This is a genomic window from Citrobacter sp. Cpo148 (genome assembly GCF_030332375.1).
GTDB classification, from domain to species: Bacteria; Pseudomonadota; Gammaproteobacteria; order Enterobacterales; family Enterobacteriaceae; genus Citrobacter; species Citrobacter portucalensis.
On record NZ_JAOWHY010000050.1, the window covers coordinates 276194 to 292181 of the forward strand.

General features: G+C 53.3%; 14 protein-coding genes. 7 read left to right on the forward strand and 7 right to left on the reverse strand.

The window, feature by feature from the left end; genetic code table 11:
• Positions 1-12: 12 nt before the first annotated feature.
• The 6 genes from yiaY to OGY10_RS22630 form a co-directional block, all read right to left on the reverse strand.
• Positions 13-1164, reverse strand: coding sequence for an L-threonine dehydrogenase (gene yiaY / locus OGY10_RS22605; RefSeq protein WP_057066864.1), 1152 nt, complete (start codon positions 1162-1164; stop codon positions 13-15).
• A gap of 188 nt (positions 1165-1352) precedes the next feature.
• Positions 1353-3197, reverse strand: coding sequence for a selenocysteine-specific translation elongation factor (gene selB, locus OGY10_RS22610; RefSeq protein WP_103284579.1), 1845 nt, complete (start codon positions 3195-3197; stop codon positions 1353-1355).
• A complete protein-coding gene (selA, locus tag OGY10_RS22615) occupies positions 3194-4585 on the reverse strand; it encodes an L-seryl-tRNA(Sec) selenium transferase (RefSeq protein ID WP_100271769.1) in 1392 nt (463 codons plus the stop codon). Before selA ends, selB begins: the two co-directional genes overlap by 4 nt.
• A 98-nt stretch (positions 4586-4683) precedes the next feature.
• The gene (locus tag OGY10_RS22620; RefSeq protein ID WP_008786453.1) at positions 4684-5292 is read right to left on the reverse strand and encodes a glutathione S-transferase; all 609 of its coding nucleotides are present in this window, start codon (positions 5290-5292) and stop codon (positions 4684-4686) included.
• Between the two features lie 97 nt (positions 5293-5389).
• Positions 5390-6526: an HlyD family secretion protein gene (locus OGY10_RS22625; protein WP_003827339.1), complete on the reverse strand. Its 1137-nt coding sequence runs from the start codon at positions 6524-6526 to the stop codon at positions 5390-5392.
• 2 nt (positions 6527-6528) lie between these two features.
• On the reverse strand, positions 6529-6891 hold the full coding sequence (locus OGY10_RS22630) for a DUF3302 domain-containing protein (protein ID WP_003827338.1): 363 nt from the start codon (positions 6889-6891) through the stop codon (positions 6529-6531).
• A gap of 531 nt (positions 6892-7422) precedes the next feature.
• Between OGY10_RS22630 and mtlA the strand changes: the two genes are divergently transcribed.
• The 3 genes from mtlA (at position 7423) to mtlR (ending at position 11210) form a co-directional block, all read left to right on the forward strand.
• Complete coding sequence (gene mtlA, locus OGY10_RS22635; RefSeq protein WP_008786455.1) at positions 7423-9336, forward strand: PTS mannitol transporter subunit IICBA; 1914 nt, start codon at positions 7423-7425, stop codon at positions 9334-9336.
• A gap of 138 nt (positions 9337-9474) precedes the next feature.
• Positions 9475-10623: a mannitol-1-phosphate 5-dehydrogenase gene (mtlD, locus tag OGY10_RS22640; protein ID WP_191226668.1), complete on the forward strand. Its 1149-nt coding sequence runs from the start codon at positions 9475-9477 to the stop codon at positions 10621-10623.
• Positions 10623-11210: a mannitol operon repressor MtlR gene (gene mtlR / locus OGY10_RS22645; protein WP_003024179.1), complete on the forward strand. Its 588-nt coding sequence runs from the start codon at positions 10623-10625 to the stop codon at positions 11208-11210. The genes mtlD and mtlR overlap by 1 nt, the downstream gene beginning before the upstream one ends.
• A 12-nt stretch (positions 11211-11222) precedes the next feature.
• Here mtlR and OGY10_RS22650 read toward each other — a convergent pair whose 3' ends face one another.
• A complete protein-coding gene (locus OGY10_RS22650) occupies positions 11223-11429 on the reverse strand; it encodes a hypothetical protein (protein ID WP_032945348.1) in 207 nt (68 codons plus the stop codon).
• A 292-nt stretch (positions 11430-11721) separates the two neighbouring features.
• Here OGY10_RS22650 and OGY10_RS22655 point away from each other — a divergent pair, with 292 nt between their 5' ends.
• The 4 genes from OGY10_RS22655 to lldD all read left to right on the forward strand — a co-directional run bounded on the left by OGY10_RS22655 (position 11722) and on the right by lldD (position 15965).
• Complete coding sequence (locus tag OGY10_RS22655) at positions 11722-12084, forward strand: YibL family ribosome-associated protein (RefSeq protein WP_008786458.1); 363 nt, start codon at positions 11722-11724, stop codon at positions 12082-12084.
• A 265-nt stretch (positions 12085-12349) separates the two neighbouring features.
• Positions 12350-14005: an L-lactate permease gene (lldP, locus tag OGY10_RS22660; protein WP_003827332.1), complete on the forward strand. Its 1656-nt coding sequence runs from the start codon at positions 12350-12352 to the stop codon at positions 14003-14005.
• A complete protein-coding gene (gene lldR / locus OGY10_RS22665; protein WP_003024170.1) occupies positions 14002-14778 on the forward strand; it encodes a transcriptional regulator LldR in 777 nt (258 codons plus the stop codon). Before lldP ends, lldR begins: the two co-directional genes overlap by 4 nt.
• On the forward strand, positions 14775-15965 hold the full coding sequence (lldD, locus tag OGY10_RS22670; protein WP_191226667.1) for an FMN-dependent L-lactate dehydrogenase LldD: 1191 nt from the start codon (positions 14775-14777) through the stop codon (positions 15963-15965). Before lldR ends, lldD begins: the two co-directional genes overlap by 4 nt.
• Positions 15966-15988 lie beyond the last annotated feature (23 nt).

Sequence of the window (15988 nt, forward strand, 5' to 3'; positions counted from 1 at the left end):
AGGTATCACGAATTACATGGCAGCACGATAAATAGCCATGATTTCTTCATGTGTCGCCTGAATCGGGTTAGTGAAACCACAGGCATCTTTCAGGGCATTAGTCGCCAGAACGGCAAAATCTTCTTCTTTCACGTTCAGCTCACGCAGCCCAGCCGGAATATTCACTTTCTGCGCCAGTTCGCGGATCGCCGCGATGCAGGCTTCTGCCCCTTGCTCTTCGCTCAGACCAGCAACGTTCACACCCATTGCCGAGGCGCAATCGCGCAGGCGGGCGGCAGCAACTTTGCTATTAAATACCTGTACATGCGGCAGCAGTACGGCATTACATACTCCGTGTGGCAGATCGTAGAAGCCACCCAGCTGGTGCGCCATCGCATGTACGTATCCCAGAGAGGCATTGTTAAAGGCCATGCCTGCGAGGAACTGCGCATAGGCCATGGCTTCGCGCGCCTGAGCATTGCTGCCCTCTTCCACGGCGACCGGCAGGTTTTCCGCAATCATGGTGACGGCTTTAAGCGCGCACGCATCGGTAATGGGGGTCGCAGCAATAGAAACATAGGCTTCGATAGCGTGAGTCAGCGCATCCATACCGGTAGCCGCCGTCAGAGACTTCGGCATACCGACCATCAGCGAGGAGTCATTGACGGACAGCAGCGGTGTAACATGCTTATCCACAATCGCCATTTTAATGTGGCGTACTTCATCAGTGATGATGCAGAAGCGGGTCATTTCAGATGCCGTACCCGCCGTGGTGTTGATGGCGATCATCGGCAGTTGCGGTTTTGCAGAGCGGTCTACGCCTTCGTAGTCACGAATATCGCCACCATTAGCCGCCACCAGCGCAATGCCCTTCGCACAATCATGAGGAGAGCCGCCACCGAGAGAAATAACGCTATCACAGTCATTTTCTTTCAGCATTTTCAGGCCAGCGGCAACGTTACTGGTCGTGGGGTTAGGATGCGTACCATCGTAAATTACGCTGGAAATATCATGTTCCTGGAGCGCTTTTTGAATATCGCCAGCCATACCTAATTTCGTCAGCATGGCATCCGTAACAATCAGCGTACGGCGAAAACCATATTCCGCCATTGTATTCATTGCGTCTTTTAATGCGTCAGCGCCGATTACATTCACGGAAGGAATAAAAAATGTTGAAGCAGCCATTGTACGATCCTTAATTACTCTAAAGAGGTAGGAAGCATACGAGTGAAATTTCCAACAAAATATGATCGTGGTTGTTATTTTAATAACACTTACAATTAAAAAGCACATTAGGTTCATAATCTAATGTGCTTATTTCAATCAACATCTATTTTGTATTAATTCATTTAATCCATGAATTAATTGTTTCATTATTTTTCAGGGAACAGCAAGGCATCGCGTAATAAATGATCATTTCCCCGACGGCGAGTAAAACCAATGCGGTCAAAATATTCCAGAATTTGGATAGCCAATTTGCGCCCAACGTTAAGCCTGTCGCGAAAATCGGCGGCACATGTCGATCCCCTTTCCTGATCCAGTTCGCGGATCATATTGGCAAAGGCCACAATCCGATCGTTACGGTAATAACGATCTTTCACGATCGCGGTAATGATGCCTTGCTGTGCCGCTTGTCGTAACGCCACACGCATCATCTGCTCATCCGTTCCCGTCTGTTTTGCCAAATCGCGCACCCACCACGGCTCATCGCCAAAAAGTGGTTCTACTTTTTGCCAGATTGCCAACTGCTCATCGCTGAAACCCGCCTTATGTTCCGGCAAATGCAACCAGCCATGATGGCTATGGATCGCGCCACTCTCGCGCATCTTTTCAATTAGCAGCAATACCAGCGCTTCGTCTTCCATCGGCAAAGCCATACGGCGCAGGCGCTCGCGCCCGGGTCCTGGTTCATCACGGTGCTGCTCATGGTAGGTCGCCAGCGTATCGAGGACTTTTCGCTGCCAGCGCGCGGCAACGGGGGCATTCAACAGGCTGTATCCCGCCTGAATAAATCCATGTTGCTCAATCAACGGACGCATACCGTTGCCATTGAGCTGACGCGCCCAGGCAAAGTCAGGAATATTCACCGCCCCACGCGCCAGGTGCAGCGCCAGAGCGTCACCGTCAGTCTGCGCGTTTTCCAGCGCCGACAGCCACTGCAAATATTCCGGCTTACGCTTTCCGCGTCGCGGCGGATTAAGCGTCACAACACGTGCACCTGCCAGCGTTGTGCGGGCAGAAATATCACGCAGCACCAGACGGTCGTTATCGGCAAGCCAGAGTGGTGTATCAAACACCAGTTCAGCTAGTGTCCCTTCAAGCAGAGAGATGCGCCCGGTGACATGGCTGGCCGCGTGGTGAATATGCAACGGTTGCCACTGCATCAGCGGCGCGGCATGTTCTAAAGAAACAATCACGCGGGTAAAAGCCTCTGGCGGCGCATCGGAAAGCAGCCAGTCGCCGCGGTTTAGTTCTTCTTTTTGTGCATCGCCGGCAATATTCAGCGCAATACGTTGTCCCGCTTGCGCGCGGTCGGTGGCCTGGTTTTGTGCATGCAGGCTACGTACGCGCATCGGTTTGTTGACGCCCGTGAGCCACAGCGTGTCACCGACATTCACTTCACCGCTGAGCGCCGTCCCGGTCACCACCAGCCCTGCGCCTTTGACCGTAAAGGCACGGTCAATCGCCAGGCGGAAGCTGTGATCGCGGGCATGCTCGCGCGACGTTAATTGCAACAAATGGTCACGCAGTTCCTCGATGCCACGGCCTTCACTGGCCGCAGTGACGAAAAGCACCGACTCCGCGAAACCATAATTCCCCAGCGTGGCCTGAATCTCCGCACGCACCTCTTCAATTCTTGCTTCGTCTACGCGGTCGGCTTTCGTGAGTGCCACGGTGATCTGCGGATTGCCCGTCAGCTGCAGAATTTGCAAATGCTCACGGGTTTGCGCCATTACGCCATCATCACACGCCACCACCAGTAACGCGTGATCGATGCCGCCGACCCCCGCCAACATGTTGGACAGAAACTTTTCGTGTCCAGGAACGTCGATAAACCCCAGCACCCGCCCATCCGGCTGCGGCCAGTAGGCATAGCCGAGATCGATGGTCATGCCGCGCTTTTTTTCTTCCGGCAGACGGTCGGCATTCACACCGGTAATCGCCTGTAATAACGTTGTTTTTCCGTGGTCAACGTGTCCGGCGGTTGCAATAATCATTTCAGCATCATCTCCATAAACCGGGTCTCGTCTTCAAGGCAGCGCAGATCCAGCCATAAGCGGCCATCATAAATTCGCCCAATAACCGGCACGGGCAGCGTACGCCAACGGGCTGCCAACGCTTCAAGGCGGCTCCCGCGCCCGTCATGTGGGGTAAAGGTTAGCGCCGCGCTGGGCAGCCTATCAACAGGTAGTGAGCCGCTGCCAATCTGCGACAGGCAAGGCATCACATTCAGGGCGAACTCATCACCGTAATGCTCTGCAAGCTGTGCCTGTAATTGCTGTGCCTGCGCGTGGATCGCTTCTTGTGAGCGGGTGAGCTGGCGCAACGTGGGCAACTTCTCCGCCAGTGCTTCCGGGTGCAGATAGAGCCGTAGCGTAGCTTCCAGCGCAGCCAGTGTCATTTTATCTGCCCGTAATGCGCGTTTCAGCGGATGGCTCTGCAAACGAGCGATCATCTCTTTTTTACCGACAATTATCCCTGCCTGCGGCCCGCCCAGCAGTTTATCGCCGGAGAAACTCACCAGACTGACGCCAGCGGCAATCAGTTGCTGCGGCATCGGCTCCTGCGGCAAACCATACTGGCTGAGATCGACCAGCGAACCACTACCCAGATCCGCCACCACCGGTACATCCAGCTCCTGGCCAATTACGGCCAGCTCCGCCTCATCCACCGACTTTGTGAAGCCTTCAATGCTGTAATTACTGGTATGCACTTTCATCAGCAGACCGGTGTTTTCATTCACTGCCTGGCGGTAATCTTTCGCATGGGTCCGGTTGGTGGTCCCCACCTCGCGCAAAATGCATCCGGCCTGACACATGACGTCCGGAATACGAAACGCGCCGCCTATTTCCACCAGCTCGCCGCGAGAAACAACCACCTCTTTGCCGTTCGCCGTGGCGGCCAGCATCAGCAGAACAGCTGCCGCATTGTTATTGACGATACAGGCGTCTTCCGCCCCCGTCAGACGGCAGAGTAAATCCGCCAGGGCCCGATCCCGATGTCCCCGCCCGGCATCATCCAGACTATATTCCAGCGTCACCGGCGTGCGCATCGCCTGTACCACCGCTTCAATTGCTTCTTCAGCCTGCGACGCGCGCCCAAGGTTGGTATGCAGCACCGTTCCGGTCAGGTTAATCACCGGGCGTAGCGCGCTTTGCGATTCTCGTTCAAGCCGGGCGCTGGCTTCTTGCGCCCAGTCCTCACACCATTCCGGGAGCGCGTGCGTGTCGCGAATAGCTTCTCTGGCTTCATCGAGCATGTGACGCAGCAGGTCAACCACCCGGGTATGGCCGTGAGATTCACGTAAGGCTGGGAAGGCGCTATCGCGCAATAAACGATCGATAGCAGGAAGCTGGCTGTAGAGTGAACGCATGTCGGTTGTCATGAAAGGGCCTGGCTGTTGGTGGCCCTCTCCACCGTGGAGAGGGATATCGATATAGGAAGGATTGTACCGTGACTTTGCTCAGGCGGACATAATACGCATCAAGCCTTTGGCGGTTCTGTACGGGCAAAACTCTCGCGTTGAAAGAGCGTTTCCACCAGTTTGACCAGACGGGGTCGGTCAACACACCAGCCGGGCGCAACCCGACGGAAATTGAGATAACCGACGGCGCAGGCAATCGCAATGGTTGCCAGGTTAACCGTATCCGTTTTCAGCGTACCATCCGCCAGATAGCCTTCCAGCACATCCAGACTACGGGTGATCTTCTCACGCTGACGTAATAATTCAGTTTCTGACTGCTGCGCGGCAGGGCGAGCCTGTTCGCGCACCGAAACTAAACCGGCATCCATAATGCCGTCTGCCAACGCTTCCAACTGGCGTACCTTCAGCGCAGCCAGCGGATCACGCGGCAGCATGGCTGGTGCAATATCCAGTAGCTCTATATATTCCGCAATGATAGGAGAATCAAACCAATACTCGCCCGCATCGGTGACCAACGCGGGTACTTTACCTAACGGGTTATAGCGCGCCACGCCGCTATCCGCGTTATAGGGGAGTTCATTCACAAATTCGAAGGTGATGCCCTTTTCCAGTAACAGAATAGAAATTTTACGCACAAAAGGGCTGGTATAGCTGCCAATGAGTTTCATGCCGGGTCCTTTTTGCCAACAAAAAAGCGGTGCCCAACGATAGTGGGACACCGCTTAGTATGGCTCAGGTCACTGAAAATGGCAGGTGATGGCAGTCTCAATGATCCAAATAAAGGTAATGCATCCAACTGGTCATGCGCAGCAGTACTTTACGCATTACCGACACGTGGGCGAAATGGTCGGAATAGACTGCAACCTGAGCATAGATACCGTCCGGCAGCGCATCCACATCGGCATTCGGATCCAGCTCAATCGTGGCCAGCACGCCATCGGTACCCGGCACCACCGTTAAGGACTGTAATGCGCCCTGCGCCTGATAAGAACCGCCCGGAACGACCGGAAGAATACTGGTCAGCTTGCCGGTGAAAACCTGGCCAGGCAGCGCATTAAACACCACTTCCGCTTCATCGCCCGGCTTAAGGCGCAGCAGCGAGTTCTGGCGGAATTGCGCCACGATTTGCCGTTTTTGTTCAGGAATAAACACCATTACCGGACGCAAAGGTAATGCTGCTGCGTAAGTCCCCGGACGAATTAAAATCTGCGTGGCATAACCGTTGCTGGGGGCACGAACTACCGTCTGTTCAAGATTGTATTTAGCCTCGGCAAGCTGGGCACGTAGGGACGCAACCTGAGATTGCTCACCGTTGACCATACTGTCTAATTGGCTCTGAATCTGCGTCTGTTCTGCAACCGAGCCTTTGACCAGCGCATCTTGTGCCAGATAGTTTTGCCGGGCGTTATCGATATCGCTTTCAGAGAACGGATTAACCTTCGCCTGACTGCCTTTCAAATAGCGTTGATAATCTTTATACAGACGGTCACGTTCAGCAGATACACGGGTGGTATTGGCGACCGCTTCCGACAACTGTGCTTTCAGGTTGTCGATGTTATGCGTAGCAGTAACCAGATCAGCCTGCAGCCTGTCGACACGCGCCTGATACCGTACCGGATCGAGCTTAAACAGCACATCGCCTTTTTTAATTAGCTGATTATTTTTATCCGTTACCTCACTAACAATTCCTGTGACTTGCGGAGTGACCGGAATTGAAATAACTGCTTTTTGCGCCGTAAAGGTATATGGGTGGTTATAGTTCATTAATAAAATCAATCCCGCAACAATGAACACCCCACCTAATGCAGCGGTAGCAAGCGTCCATTGGTTTACCGGAATACGGAATATTTTAAAGATGGCCCAGGCAAAGGCCACATAGGTCAGGACTATCAACAAATCCATGATTAAATCTCCGGAAAGGTGGAGTTATCGGTTTTTTTCTCCCCATCCAGTCTTTTTTCCAACTGGGTGATTCGCGCTGCCAGCGCGGCAATCTCAGGGTCTGACTCCTTTCCGGTCGGTGTGATATGTGACTGCATTCCCCATCCCTTTTCAGGCTGGTAGAGCGTGGCCCAGATCCACAGGAACGGCCAAATAACATGAAGAGTGAACAAGCTCACCCATCCTGCAGTATGGATGGCATCGGCATGGGGATGGTTACGTTTTTTAGCCATGTTATAGGGAATATCGTGAATGGCGATGATTCCATAAAACAGAACCAGAAATACGAAAATCAGCACGCCCAACGCGAAATAATTTAGAAACATACCTGCCTCGAATTCACGCTAATTAGAGTTTTTTTATGCCGGCAGCCGTATGCACCCTGGCTGATGTTTTGAACATAACTGGAGTTAAGGGTTTTTGCCATACCACAAAATAAATATTTTTTCTGGTGAGAAGTTGCTTTGTTTTGCAATAAAAAATGTCGGGGGTAGAACCTGCCGCAGATCACATCTGATAAATTTCAGATGAAAATACTTTGCGATTCACATCACAAAAATCCAACAAACAAGGAAAGCAAAAATGTGAACCGCTTCACATTTAATCCTCATTTTTAGCGAATTATTGCACTGCGATGTTTTTTTGTACGGGTATTTTGTGATGAAAATCACATTAACTAACGCCATACACCCTATATTTACGTGACGAATGTCACATAAAAGGCCGTCGACTGGACAGTTGAACGATTCAGTGCCAGATTTCGCAGTATCTACAGGGTCCGGCTACCTCCTGCCGCTACATTAACAAACCTCGGGCTTTCAGCCTGCGTGATAGCAAACATAAGAAGGGGTGTTTTTATGTCATCCGATATTAAGATCAAGGTGCAAAGCTTTGGTCGATTCCTCAGCAACATGGTGATGCCAAATATCGGCGCGTTTATCGCGTGGGGTATTATCACCGCATTATTCATTCCGACAGGGTGGTTGCCGAACGAAACGCTGGCGAAGCTGGTCGGCCCGATGATCACCTATCTGCTGCCGCTACTGATCGGTTATACCGGTGGTAAACTGGTTGGCGGCGAGCGTGGCGGCGTAGTTGGTGCAATCACCACCATGGGCGTTATCGTCGGTGCGGACATGCCAATGTTCCTCGGCGCGATGATTGCAGGTCCACTGGGCGGCTGGGCGATCAAACACTTCGACAACTGGGTAGACGGTAAGATCAAATCCGGTTTTGAGATGCTGGTGAATAACTTCTCCGCTGGCATCATCGGTATGATCCTCGCCATTCTGGCATTCCTTGGCATTGGTCCATTGGTTGAAGCACTGTCCAAAATTCTGGCGGCAGGCGTTAACTTCATGGTTGTCCATGACATGCTGCCACTGGCATCGATTTTCGTTGAACCGGCGAAAATCCTGTTCCTCAACAACGCCATTAACCACGGTATTTTCTCACCGCTGGGTATTCAGCAGTCCCATGAGATGGGCAAATCCATCTTCTTCCTGATTGAAGCAAACCCGGGTCCGGGTATGGGCGTCCTGCTGGCGTACATGTTCTTCGGTCGCGGCAGCGCTAAGCAGTCTGCAGGCGGCGCGGCTATCATCCACTTCCTGGGTGGTATCCACGAAATTTACTTCCCGTACGTGCTGATGAACCCGCGCCTGATCCTGGCCGTTATTCTCGGCGGTATGACTGGCGTATTTACCCTGACTATCCTGAACGGCGGTCTGGTTTCTCCGGCGTCTCCGGGTTCTATCCTGGCCGTGCTGGCAATGACACCGAAGGGAGCTTACTTCGCTAACATCGCTGCTATCTGTGCGGCTATGGCAGTCTCCTTTGTGGTCTCAGCCATTCTGCTGAAAACCAGCAAAGTGAAAGAAGATGATGACATTGATGCCGCAACCCGTCGTATGCACGACATGAAAGCGGAATCCAAAGGCGCATCCCCGCTGGCGGCTGGCGACGTCACCAACGACCTGAGCCATGTGCGTAAAATCATCGTTGCCTGCGATGCCGGTATGGGTTCCAGCGCTATGGGTGCGGGCGTACTGCGTAAGAAAGTACAGGATGCAGGGCTGTCTCAGATTTCCGTCACTAACAGCGCGATTAATAATCTGCCGCCGGATGTGGATCTGGTCATTACCCACCGTGACCTGACCGAACGCGCGATGCGCCAGGTGCCTCAGGCACAGCACATTTCGCTGACCAACTTCCTCGACAGCGGTCTGTACTCCAACCTGACCGAACGTCTGGTCGCTGCGCAGCGCCACAACGTGAACGAGGAGAAAGTTCGCGACCACCTGAAAGACAGCTTTGAAGAGGGTGATACCCACCTGTTCAAACTGGGTGCGGAGAACATCTTCCTTGGCCGTAAAGCGGCTAACAAAGAAGAAGCGATTCGCTTTGCTGGTGAGCAACTGGTGAAAGGTGGTTACGTTGAGCCAGAATACGTCGAGGCGATGCTGGACCGCGAAAAACTGACCCCGACTTACCTGGGTGAGTCCATCGCAGTACCGCACGGTACGGTTGAAGCCAAAGACCGCGTGCTGAAAACCGGTGTGGTGTTCTGCCAGTACCCGGAAGGCGTTCGCTTCGGTGAAGAAGAAGACGATATTGCCCGTCTGGTTATTGGTATCGCAGCGCGTAACAACGAGCACATCCAGGTGATTACCAGCCTGACCAACGCTCTGGATGATGAATCCGTGATCGAACGTCTGGCCCATACCACCAGCGTGGATGAAGTTCTGGAACTGCTGGCAGGTCGTAAGTAAGCGTTATTGCCCGGTGGCGATCACGCTTACCGGGCCTACAAAATCCTCTCCCTTGTGGAGAGGGTTAGGTTGAGGGGAAATCAATGCAGTCCCTCACCCCAGCCCTCTTGGGTAAAAACATTAATGAAGGTTAATACTATGAAAGCATTACATTTTGGCGCAGGTAATATCGGTCGTGGCTTTATCGGCAAACTGCTGGCGGACGCGGGGATACAGCTGACGTTCGCGGATGTAAATCAGGTCGTGCTCGATGCCCTGAATGCCCGTCATAGCTATCAGGTTCATGTCGTGGGTGAAAATGAGCAGGTTGATACCGTCTCGGGCGTCAACGCTGTAAGCAGCATCGGCGATGATGTTGTTGAACTGATTGCCCACGTAGATTTAGTCACTACCGCCGTCGGTCCGGTTGTGCTTGAGCGTATCGCTCCAGCCATCGCCAAAGGACTGGTTAAACGCAAGGCGCAGGGCATCGCTACTCCACTAAATATCATCGCTTGTGAAAACATGGTGCGCGGAACGACCCAGTTGAAAGGCCATGTAATGAACGCGTTAGCAGATGAAGATAAAGCCTGGGTTGAAGAACATGTTGGCTTTGTCGATTCTGCCGTGGACCGCATTGTTCCGCCTTCAGCTTCAGCAACCAACGATCCGCTGGAAGTTACCGTCGAAACCTTCAGTGAGTGGATTGTCGACAAAACACAGTTCAAAGGTGAACTGCCAAATATCCCAGGAATGGAATTAACTGATAACCTGATGGCATTTGTCGAACGTAAACTCTTCACGCTGAACACCGGGCATGCTATAACCGCGTACCTCGGAAAATTGACCGGTCATCAGACCATCCGTGACGCGATTCTCGACGAGAAAATCCGCGCAGTGGTAAAAGGTGCGATGGAAGAGAGCGGCGCGGTACTGATCAAACGCTATGGCTTTGATGCAGCAAAACATGCGGCATACATTCAGAAAATCCTCGGTCGTTTTGAAAACCCGTATCTGAAAGATGACGTTGAGCGCGTGGGTCGTCAGCCGCTGCGTAAGCTGAGCGCAGGCGACCGCCTGATTAAACCGCTGCTGGGTACGCTGGAATATGGTTTGCCGCATACGAATCTGGTTACCGGTATTGCGGCAGCGATGCACTATCGCAGCGAAGAAGATCCGCAGGCACAGGAACTGGCCGCGCTGATTGACGAAAAAGGTCCACAGGCCGCGCTGGCGCAAGTTTCCGGGCTGGATGCCAATAGTGATGTCGTGCTTGAGGCTGTTAACGCGTATAACGCAAAGAAATGATGCAGGACCTGGCGCAGGATATCCTGCGCCTGAATAATAGATTGTCAGATATGCAGGCAATAATGGAACAAACGCAGGCCTTTGAAAATCGTGTGCTTGAGCGTCTGAATGCTGGCAAAACCGTACGCAGCTTCCTCATCACCGCCGTAGAACTGCTCACCGAGGCGGTGAATATCCTTGTGCTTCAGGTATTTCGCAAAGACGACTATGCGGTGAAATACGCCGTAGAACCGCTGCTCGACGGCGATGGTCCGTTGGGCGATCTTTCCGTTCGTCTGAAGTTAATCTACGGCCTGGGCGTACTCAGTCGCCCGGAGTACGAAGATGCGGAGCTGCTGATGGCGCTGCGGGAGGAGCTGAATCACGACGGCAACGAATACGCATTCACCGACGACGAAATTCTTGGACCGTTTGGTGAACTTCACTGCGTGACGGCACTCCCGCCGCCACCCCAGTTTGATACCTCAGACTCTGGTTTGCATGCCATGCAGATCCAGCGTTACCAGCAGATGGTACGATCCACCATGGTCCTTTCCCTGACCGAGCTGATTTCTAAAATCAGCTTAAAAAAAGCCTTTCAAAAATAAGACGATGTTTGCTTATTTCTCTTCCTGCTGCGGTCGATACAGCTGCCGATAGTACGCCAGACGTTGCAGATACAGCTGCGCGTTTTCCTGCGGTATTTCTGAAGGGACAACGTTGCGCGGCGGTGTTTTATTCAAATATTCGCGAAAAGCCTGGCTTGAAGCCATAAAATCGACAGTTTTATCAATCAGGATTGAAACGTTCTCACCTATTTTCGCCATAATCTTCCCTCCTCCATGTATTAACCGCGCTCAGCCTGTGCGGTTGATCATTTAAGTTTAGGATCAGTTGGGTGTTTATATTGAGGAAAACGTGCTTCACCACGAACACGCCAATAAAAAGCACCACGGCCGATCTTATCGCTTAAAATTCCTTGTTAATCAATGCAGTAACATTATCATTAGCTAATTAATACTTACGGTATTTGATTATTTATCTTCGAGCAGTTGTGAATAATCCCGCTCTGCGCGCATACTATAGGATATTCATCCTATTTTTATCAGAAGCTATCCTATGAAAGAAGTCGAAAAAAACGAAATTAAACGCCTGAGCGATCGTCTGGACGCTATTCGCCACCAGCAGGCAGACCTGTCCCTTGTTGAAGCCGCCGACAAATACGCCGAGCTGGAAAAAGAGAAAGAAACTCTGGAAGCCGAGATCGCACGCCTGCGTGAAGTTCACGGCCAGAAGCTGAGCAAAGAAGCGCAAAAGCTGACAAAACTTCCGTTCCGTCGGGCCATCACCAAAAAAGAGCAGGCTGACATGGGCAAACTGAAGAAAAGCGTGCGCGGCCTGATCGTCGTCCACCCGATGACCGAGCTTGGCCGTGAAATGGGCCTGAAAGAGATGACGGGCTTCGCGAAGAGCGAGTTCTAATCTCCCACCGGGCAACATCCGCTTGCCCGGTCCTTCATTCTCCCCCTCCTTAATTGGCCCTACCAATTTTAGCCAGATCCTACCAGCACCTCACATTTCATTAAAATGTACGTACAATGACGTTGCCAATAAATAACATTTGATTAACCATTCATTGTCATTACCCCTACACAACAATATTGGCAGGGCCACTTTTACACATAATGTGACGAAGATTTGAGCAAAGACTCATTCCATTATGTCAGCGGCCCCCAGGAGACCTGCAATGAATCTCTGGCAACAGAACTACGACCCGGCCGGTAATATCTGGCTTTCCAGCCTGATCGCATCGCTCCCTATCCTGTTCTTTTTCTTCGCCCTGATTAAGCTCAAGCTGAAAGGCTATGTTGCGGCGTCATGGACGGTGGTGATCGCTTTGTCGGTCGCCCTGCTGTTCTACAAAATGCCGGTCGATCACGCACTGGCATCCGTAGTGTACGGTTTCTTCTACGGTCTGTGGCCAATTGCCTGGATCATTATCGCCGCGGTATTCGTCTATAAAATCTCGGTGAAGACCGGGCAGTTCGACATTATCCGATCATCGATACTCTCGATTACCCCAGACCAGCGTCTGCAAATGCTGATTGTTGGTTTCTCCTTTGGGGCATTCCTCGAAGGAGCGGCAGGCTTTGGCGCTCCGGTAGCGATTACCGCCGCACTGCTGGTTGGTCTTGGCTTTAACCCGCTGTATGCGGCAGGTTTGTGCCTGATCGTAAATACCGCGCCGGTCGCTTTTGGCGCAATGGGCATTCCGATTCTGGTTGCCGGTCAGGTTACCGGACTGGACAGCTTCGAGATTGGCCAGATGGTAGGTCGTCAACTGCCGTTCCTGACCATTATCGTGCTGTTCTGGATTATGGCGATTATGGATGGCTGGCGTGGTGTCAAAGAAACCTGGCCTGCGGTGATGGTCGCTGGCGGCTCGTTTGCTATCGCACAGTACCTCAGCTCTAACTTTATCGGGCCGGAACTGCCGGACATCATCTCTTCTCTGGTCTCACTGGTGTGTCTGACGCTGTTCCTGAAACGCTGGCAGCCGGTACGCATCTTCCGTTTTGGCGATATGGGCGCTTCGCAGGTCGATATGGATCTGTCGCGCACCCGCTACACCGCTGGGCAGGTGGTACGCGCCTGGTCACCGTTCCTGTTCCTGACCGCTACCGTCACGCTGTGGAGCATACCGCCGTTTAAAGCGCTGTTTGCGCCAGGCGGTGCGATGTACCACTGGGTGGTCAATATTCCGGTTCCGTTCCTCGACAAGCTGGTTGCCCGTATGCCACCGGTCGTACACGAAGCCACAGCCTACGCGGCGGTGTACAAATTTGACTGGTTCTCCGCGACCGGTACCGCAATACTGTTTGCCGCCCTGCTGTCTATCGTCTGGCTGAAGATGAAGCCATCTGCTGCGCTGCAGACCTTTGGAAGCACGCTGAAAGATCTGGCGCTGCCTATCTACTCCATCGGGATGGTGCTGGCATTCGCGTTTATCTCTAACTACTCCGGGCTTTCATCCACCCTGGCACTGGCCCTGGCACATACCGGCAGCGCATTTACCTTCTTCTCGCCGTTCCTTGGCTGGCTGGGGGTATTCCTGACCGGGTCCGACACCTCATCAAACGCATTGTTCGCCGCCCTGCAGGCCACGGCCGCTCAGCAAATCGGCGTTTCGGATGTGCTGATGGTGGCCGCAAATACCACCGGCGGCGTGACCGGCAAGATGATCTCTCCGCAATCTATCGCAATCGCCTGTGCGGCAGTGGGATTAGTGGGGAAAGAGTCTGATCTGTTCCGCTTTACCGTGAAGCACAGTCTGATTTTCACCTGCATGGTGGGTGTAATTACCACGCTGCAGGCCTATGTCTTAACCTGGATGATTCCATGATAGTGATGCCCAGACGCCTGTCAGACGAAGTCGCATCTCGTGTGCGGGCGCTGATTGAAGAACAACAGCTGGAGGCGGGCATGAAGTTGCCCGCTGAGCGCCAACTGGCCGTACAGCTCGGCGTATCGCGCAACTCGCTGCGCGAGGCGCTGGCGAAACTGGTGAGCGAAGGCGTGTTGATTAGCCGTCGTGGCGGCGGGACGTTTATCCGCTGGCAGCATGAGGCATGGTCTGAACAAAACATCGTTCAGCCGCTGAAAACCCTGCTGGCGGACGACCCTGATTACAGTTTCGATATTCTGGAAGCCCGCCACGCCATCGAAGCCAGCACCGCCTGGCATGCAGCTATGCGTGCCACTGCTGCCGACAAAGAGAAGATCAGACTCTGTTTCGAGGCCACACAAAGCGAAGATCCAGATCTCGCCTCGCAGGCAGACGTTCGCTTTCATCTCGCCATTGCGGAGGCCTCGCACAACGTGGTGCTGTTACAGACCATGCGCGGTTTCTTCGACGTATTGCAGTCTTCGGTGAAACAGAGCCGCCAGCGTATGTACCTTGTGCCGCCCGTATTTTCACAGCTGACGGCGCAGCATCAGGCCGTCCTGGATGCGATTGTTGCCGGAGATGCCGACGGAGCGCGTAAAGCAATGATGGCGCACCTCAGTTTTGTCCACACCACGATTAAACGATTTGATGAAGATCAGGCCCGCCAGGCGCGTATCACCCGCCTGCCCGGTGACCCTGGTGAGAATAGCAGGGAGAACAACACATGATTATTTCAGCAGCCAGCGACTATCGCGCCGCAGCCCAGCGCATCCTACCCCCCTTCTTGTTCCACTATATAGACGGTGGGGCGTATGCAGAGCACACTCTGCGCCGTAACGTGGCAGACCTGTCGGAAGTGGCACTTCGCCAGCGCGTGCTGAAGAATATGTCCGACCTGAGCCTGGAGACAAAGTTGTTCAACGAAACGCTCTCCATGCCGGTGGCCCTTGCACCTGTCGGTCTGTGCGGCATGTACGCGCGCCGGGGCGAAGTTCAGGCCGCCGCCGCCGCTGATGCCAAAGGCATTCCATTTACGCTTTCCACGGTATCCGTATGTCCGATTGAAGAAGTCGCCCCAACCATCAAACGTCCAATGTGGTTTCAGCTATATGTTCTGCGCGATCGTGGCTTTATGCGCAACGCGCTGGAGCGCGCCAAAGCGGCGGGTTGCTCCACGCTGGTCTTTACCGTCGATATGCCAACACCGGGTGCACGCTACCGTGACGCCCATTCCGGGATGAGCGGCCCAAATGCCGCACTACGCCGCTACTGGCAGGCAGTCACCCATCCACAGTGGGCATGGGACGTTGGCCTGAACGGTCGCCCACATGATTTAGGTAATATCTCGACTTATCTTGGTAAACCTACCGGTCTTGAGGATTACATCGGCTGGCTGGCGAATAACTTCGATCCGTCGATTTCCTGGAAAGACCTCGAGTGGATCCGCGAATTTTGGGATGGTCCGATGGTGATCAAAGGGATCCTCGATCCCGAAGATGCCCGAGATGCCGTACGCTTTGGTGCGGACGGCATCGTTGTCTCTAACCACGGTGGTCGCCAGTTAGACGGCGTGCTGTCTTCAGCTCGCGCGCTGCCCGCCATTGCCGATGCGGTAAAAGGCGATATCACCATTCTGGCAGACAGTGGGATCCGCAACGGTCTGGACGTCGTACGTATGATTGCGCTGGGCGCGGATAGTGTTCTGCTGGGACGTGCTTATCTGTACGCGCTGGCCACCCACGGTCAGGCCGGGGTGGCGAATCTGCTGAATCTGATCGAGAAAGAGATGAAGGTGGCAATGACCCTTACCGGGGCGAAATCGATTAGCGAAATCAGCCGTGATTCGCTGGTACAGGAACTGGGCAAACAGGTGGCTGACTACCCGATGCAGTCCAAACGTGGAAATGCGGCGTAAACGTTAATTTGCTATGCTGCCCC